The following is a 5,681-nucleotide window of genomic DNA, read 5'->3' as shown; positions in this document are numbered from 1 at the left end:
CTGACATGATTGCCCTCAACAACCGCATCGTCAACCGCAGTCACCGTAACCGTTTGAGCGATATTCCAGTTGGCCGGAGTAAAAGTAAGGGCCCGGAGGCTGACAGTAACTTGGCTTTCAGGGGTAATGGCGACGGTGACATCAGCAGTTGGCTGAGTATTTAGTCGCACTTTGTATATATCGCTACAATAGCTTTCGAGTACGTCGGTACTGCCAAGTGGTTCCAGGAAAAGGACAGCCGGAGTACCTGGAGTCGGCGTGGGAGTCGGAGTCGGCGTGGGAATCGGCGTCGGCGTGGGAATCGGCGTCGGCGTGGGAATCGGCGTCGGCGTAGGAATCGGAGTCGGCGTAGGAGTCGGTGTTGGCGTAGGAGTCGGTGTTGGCGTAGGCGTGGGAATCGGAGTCGGCGTGGGAGTCGGTGTTGGCGTGGGAGTCGGTGTTGGCGTGGGAGTCGGTGTTGGCGTGGGAGTCGGTGTTGGCGTGGGAATGTTAACAGTAAAACTGCCTAAATTGCTACCTACAACTTGATTGCCAAGAGTATCTTTTACTTGCGATGCTTGCAAATTAACAGTGTAACTGCCATTATCTGTATCCTCCCAACTTCCCCCAGGCGGAATCAGCGAATAAGTTGCCGTGCCAGTGGTACCGTTACTATTAGTATCGACGCCCAGAAACTCCGCACCAATAGTACCACCTGACCAATTTACTACCAAGTCAGAATCATCTAAACTGCTAACATCAATTCCACTACTATCACTGAAAGTAACTGTCAATGTCTGACTTGTACCACCAGAATTAGTAATGTTAGAAAGGTCACCCAAACTAGCAGTAGGTGCGGTAACATCAGCAGTACGAGTCAGTTGAGTGGCAGCGGTATTGTTATTACCCGCAGTATCCCTCGCAACAGCCGCAAGTACATCAACGGTGACATTACCATCAGCATTCGGAGTAACGGTAAAATTATAAGTCGTGCCGCTACCTGTAAAACCGCTCACCGTACCGTTAGTAACATTAATGCCACTTTCCATAAATCCTGTCACATTTTCACTAAAAGTTGCTGTGACTAAAAATGGTGCATTGATTGTTGTCGGTGAAGTTGATGTTAAAACAACTGTTGGCGGTGTAACATCAGCGGTACGAGTTAACCCAGTGGCCGCCGTATTGTTATTACCCGCAGTATCAGTGGCTTTAGCGGCAAGTACATCAACTGTGACGGGGCCATCAGCATTCGGGGTGACATCAAAGCTGTAGGTTTTGCCGTCAACTGTGACAAAGTTACCCACAGTCGCATTGGTGACGGTGATATCAGTATTATCAAACCCGGTGACATTTTCACTGAATGTTGCTGTGACGCTAAATGGTGCGTTGACTCGGGTTGCTGATGCGGATGTTAAGGCAACTGTTGGTGCGGTAATATCAGCGGTACGAGTTAACCCAGTGGCCGCCGTATTGTTATTACCCGCAGTATCAGTGGCTGTAGCAGCAGGGACATCCACGGTGACAAAACCATCAGCATTAGGTGTAACGGTAAAATTATAAGTTGTGCCGCTACCCGTGAAATTGCTAATCGTACTGTTAGTAAGATTAACGTCGCTGGCAATAAATCCTGTGACGTTTTCGCTGAATGTTGCTGTGACTAAAAAAGGTGCGTTTACTGTTGTTGCTGGTGCGGATGTTAAGGCAACTGTTGGTGCGGTAATATCAGCGGTACGAGTTAACCCAGTGGCCGCCGTATTGTTATTACCCGCAGTATCAGTGGCTGTAGCAGCAGGGACATCCACGGTGACAAAACCATCAGCATTAGGTGTAACGGTAAAATTATAAGTTGTGCCGCTACCCGTGAAATTACTAATCGTACTGTTAGTAAGATTAACGTCGTTGGCAATAAATCCTGTGACGCTTTCGCTGAATGTTGCTGTGACTAAAAAAGGTGCGTTTACTGTTATTGCTGGTGCGGAGGTTAAGGCAACTGTTGGTGCTGTAGCATCATAAGTGCGAGTCAGTTGCGTGGCGGCAGTATTGTTATTGCCAGCAAGATCGGTGGCTGTAGCAGCAGGGACATCCACGGTGACAGGACCATCAGCATTAGGTGTAACGGTAAAATTATAAGTTGTGCCGCTACCCGTGAAATTGCTAATCGTACTGTTAGTAAGATTAACGTCGTTGGCAATAAATCCTGTGACGCTTTCGCTGAATGTTGCTGTGACTAAAAAAGGTGCGTTTACTGTTGTTGCTGGTGCGGAGGTTAAGGCAACTGTTGGTACAAGGGTGTCTACAATTATGGCTTTGTTATCCGCTAAAGATTGCCCCGCAGGAATAGTCAAGGTTGCATTATTTCCCGCAGCATCTCTCAATATTGTACCGACTGCTAAAGTGATTCCAGTTGAGTTGAGAGCCGTGCTATTTTGTCCGGCTGCTGGAGTATAAGTGCCGACAGCAGATGTACCCGTAAAAGGTGCAATAGTAACAGTGCCGCCCGTGTCTAAGGCGACACTCATATTACCGCCTCCTAAAGTAACGGCTTCGCTGAAGTTGACGGTAACGTTGATGTTACCAGTTGTGTTGTAACGGCCCGCAGGGGTGGTAGAGGTGACGCTGGTGATGGTAGGTGCAAGATTGTCAATAACTATGGCTTTACTACCGCCGAGGGAATTGGCTGTGGCGGTATCGGGGAGGGTTAAGAAAGCGTCAAAGGCTGTACCAACAGTTTCTTTAATGGTGTTGCCGTTGAGGGTGAGGGCGTTGGTGGCGAGGTATTCTAAGTCGGCAGAGGTGTCTCCTAGTTGCACTATATAGTTGAAGGTGAGCACTGTAGTGCCGCTACCAAAGACGTAATTGGCAAAAGAGTCGTTTGTACCTGTTTCTAGTTGCAGTCGGGGTGCGCCGGTGACGTTGACAGCGGCATCGAAGGTGACGGTGATGGGGATGGTATCACCTGCTTTGTAGCTGCCGTCTGCGGTGGTAGCGGTGACAGCAGTAACTTTGGGGGTGGTGTTGAGCAGGATGGAGGCGGTGGTGAGCCCGCGGTTCGCCACCGCTAAGTCTGGTTTCCCGTCGCCGTTGATGTCGCCGATGCTGAGGGAATAGGGCTCATTGCCAGCTGCGAAGGTAACTTGGGTGGCGAAGGTAACTTGGGTGGCGCCTGTGGCGGTGGTGTTGAGGAGGATGGAGACATCCTGGCTGTTGAAGTTCGCCGTTGCTACATCTGGTGAACCGTCGCCGTTGAAGTCGCCGATGCTGACTGAAAAGGGCCGATTCCCAGTGGAGAAGGTAACTTGGGTGGCGAAGGTAATTTGGGTGGCGCCGATCGGGGTGGTGGTGTTGAGGAGGATGGAGACACTGGTGCTGCTGTAGTTGGCCACAGCTAAATCAGGTTTCCCGTCGCCGTTGAAGTCGCCGATGCTGACTGAAATGGGGTTACTCCCAGTGGCGAAGGGAACTTGGGGGGCGAAAGTGGGCGTGGCGGCTCCTATGGGGGTGTTGTTGAGCAGGATGGAGGCGGTGTCGCTGCCGAAGTTCGCCGTTGCTACATCTGGTGAACCGTCGCCGTTGAAGTCGCGGATGCTGACTGAAAAGGGGTTAGTCCCAGTGGGGAAGGGAACTTGGGGGGCGAAGGGGGGGGTGATGGCGGTGGTGTTGAGGAGGATGGAGACGGTGCTGCTGTCAATGTTCGCCACAGCTACATCTGGTAAACCGTCTCTGTTGATGTCGTCGATATTGACTGATCTGGGGCTAGTCTGAGTGGGGAAGTCTTCTTTGGGGGCGAAGGTGGGGGTGGTGTTGAACAGGATGGAGACGGTGCTGCTGTTAATGTTCGCCACAGCTAAATCTGGTGAACCGTCGCCGTTGAAGTCGCCGATGCTGACTGAAACCGGCCCAGTCCCAGTGGTGTAGTCTACTTTGGGGGCAAAAGTGGGGGTGGTGGCGTTGGTGGCAGTGGTGTTGAGCAGGATGGAGGCGGTGTTGCTGCCGTTGTTCGCCACAGCTAAATCAGGTTTCCCGTCGCCGCTGAAGTCGCTGATGCTGACGGACCTAGGGCTAGTGCCAGTAGGGAAGGTGTAGGGGGGACTGAAGCCGAGTACGCCCTTGTAAGTTTTGAGGGTGTTGGCGTTAAATGGTATGGGTGTTTCGATCGCGCCTGTTTGTACTTCCAGTTCCCAGTCTCCACCCAGTGCGGCATTGCCTGTGGGGTTGGCCGAGGCGGCGATGTCGGCACCTGTTAATTCACTCAGGCGTTGGAGGAATTGGTTTGGTTTTGTGGGATTAACACCAGTCCCGCCCGGGGTTTTAGCCCCCGTCCGATCGCGAAAGTCATCGACAGATGACCCCATCAGTGAATTGTCAAGATTGTCTTGAGTCGCTTTTAACTCACATCTGGCACCATTCTCAAGAACGGGCAAGATGCGTGTTCCACAAACAGTAGATTTTCTCGTGGAACGGGCATCTTGCCCGTCGATCGAAGGCTTATTGATAATGGTGCCACATCTCACTTTTAACCGACTCAAGCTAATTGAAAGGGGTTTTAACCCCTGGCTGATATGACGGATGTAGTCGATGTCAGTTGTCACCGATACATCGGCGGCGACATTACACCCGTACAGGAGAATATCGGCACCGGGAATTAATGCTTTGCGCCACTGCTTGAGTTGAGGGCTGAAGCTTTCTATGTTGCTGTTGTTGAGTGTATTTGTACCGAGATGTACGGAACCTGGAGAGCCGTGAGAGATGATGTGGATTGCTTCTATATTTTGTTCAATTGCTAACCTTTCGGTGATTTGCTCAATGCCATCGAGCTTTTCATCTAGGATAATTACTTCCGCATTTGGGGAAACGCCGTTAATTAAACTCTGGTAATCTTCTACATTTGAGTCAATAAAAATTAGTTGTGAAGCCATTTTTTGTGGTGTCATTTGTAGTCTCTTACTTTTTCACGGGGTGAGCCGAATAAAAAATATTTATTGCTCATTAAAAACGTCTTTAATCTGGCTTGTGGTGTGACTCGACTCCTGAGTTGGCACAGGAGCGCGCACCGCCCTCTGCCAGTTCGTAAGTTCTGTCTTTACTGGCAGTCATTTTTGTGGTCAAGTTTTTTATTCGAGCACCCGCTCTCTTTACCAGAAAACTCGAATTACTATTTTCTTGCTCCCAGCTTCATTTCCTATCATGTCCGAGCGATCGACCATCATATCCCGGCCGGGCGGGTTTTTGAGATGGGAGATTGTTGGCCGATATTGTTGGCTCACGGGTCCCTACATGAGGTCGGGTAATCGACCGGATCTGATCTCATAGGATTTGTAACATTTTTATCTGACGATAGCTAACCCAACTTCAATCATTCCCAACACTTAGGCACTCACGCCGGTTGGGTGGCACAATTTACACCAGCAGCTTTTATTAGTAGATTGTTGCTGGCATACAAAATATATCGGCATCCCGGAAAGCTACACCACGAAACTCACTAGCTCAACTATACTGTTGGCAGTCACTCCTTTTAATATAGCTAAATATTCCCCTGTTACCTGATACTGAATTATCGTATCGTTCACCAAAGCCCCTGTGCCTTGAAAAATATTTAACTGGTTAAAAGCCAGGGGGTTAATTAAATCAATTTTGTCTAGATTGAGGGTAAAATCAGTAATCACATCGGCGGCGTCGGCGCTGGTTGAACCAGTGCCGATCGC

The 5,681-nt window shown here is 50.0% G+C and carries 2 protein-coding genes and 1 pseudogene; all 3 read right to left on the bottom strand.

The window, feature by feature from the left end; all coding sequences use genetic code 11:
• The coding region (locus QUB56_RS36105) for an Ig-like domain-containing protein (RefSeq protein ID WP_332961168.1) at window positions 1-4,910 on the bottom strand (4,910 nt) is incomplete at its 3' end.
• Window positions 4,911-5,111: 201 nt separating this feature from the next.
• On the bottom strand, window positions 5,112-5,243 hold the full coding sequence (locus QUB56_RS36100) for a hypothetical protein (protein ID WP_332961167.1): 132 nt from the start codon (window positions 5,241-5,243) through the stop codon (window positions 5,112-5,114).
• Between the two features lie 198 nt (window positions 5,244-5,441).
• A pseudogene (locus QUB56_RS36095) lies at window positions 5,442-5,681 on the bottom strand (hypothetical protein); the annotation flags it as partial.

Source organism: Microcoleus sp. AR_TQ3_B6 (assembly GCF_036702785.1).
Classification (GTDB): domain Bacteria; phylum Cyanobacteriota; class Cyanobacteriia; order Cyanobacteriales; family Microcoleaceae; genus Microcoleus.
The sequence above is the reverse complement of the archived record's forward strand: the minus strand, read 5'-3'. Positions and strand labels throughout refer to the sequence as shown.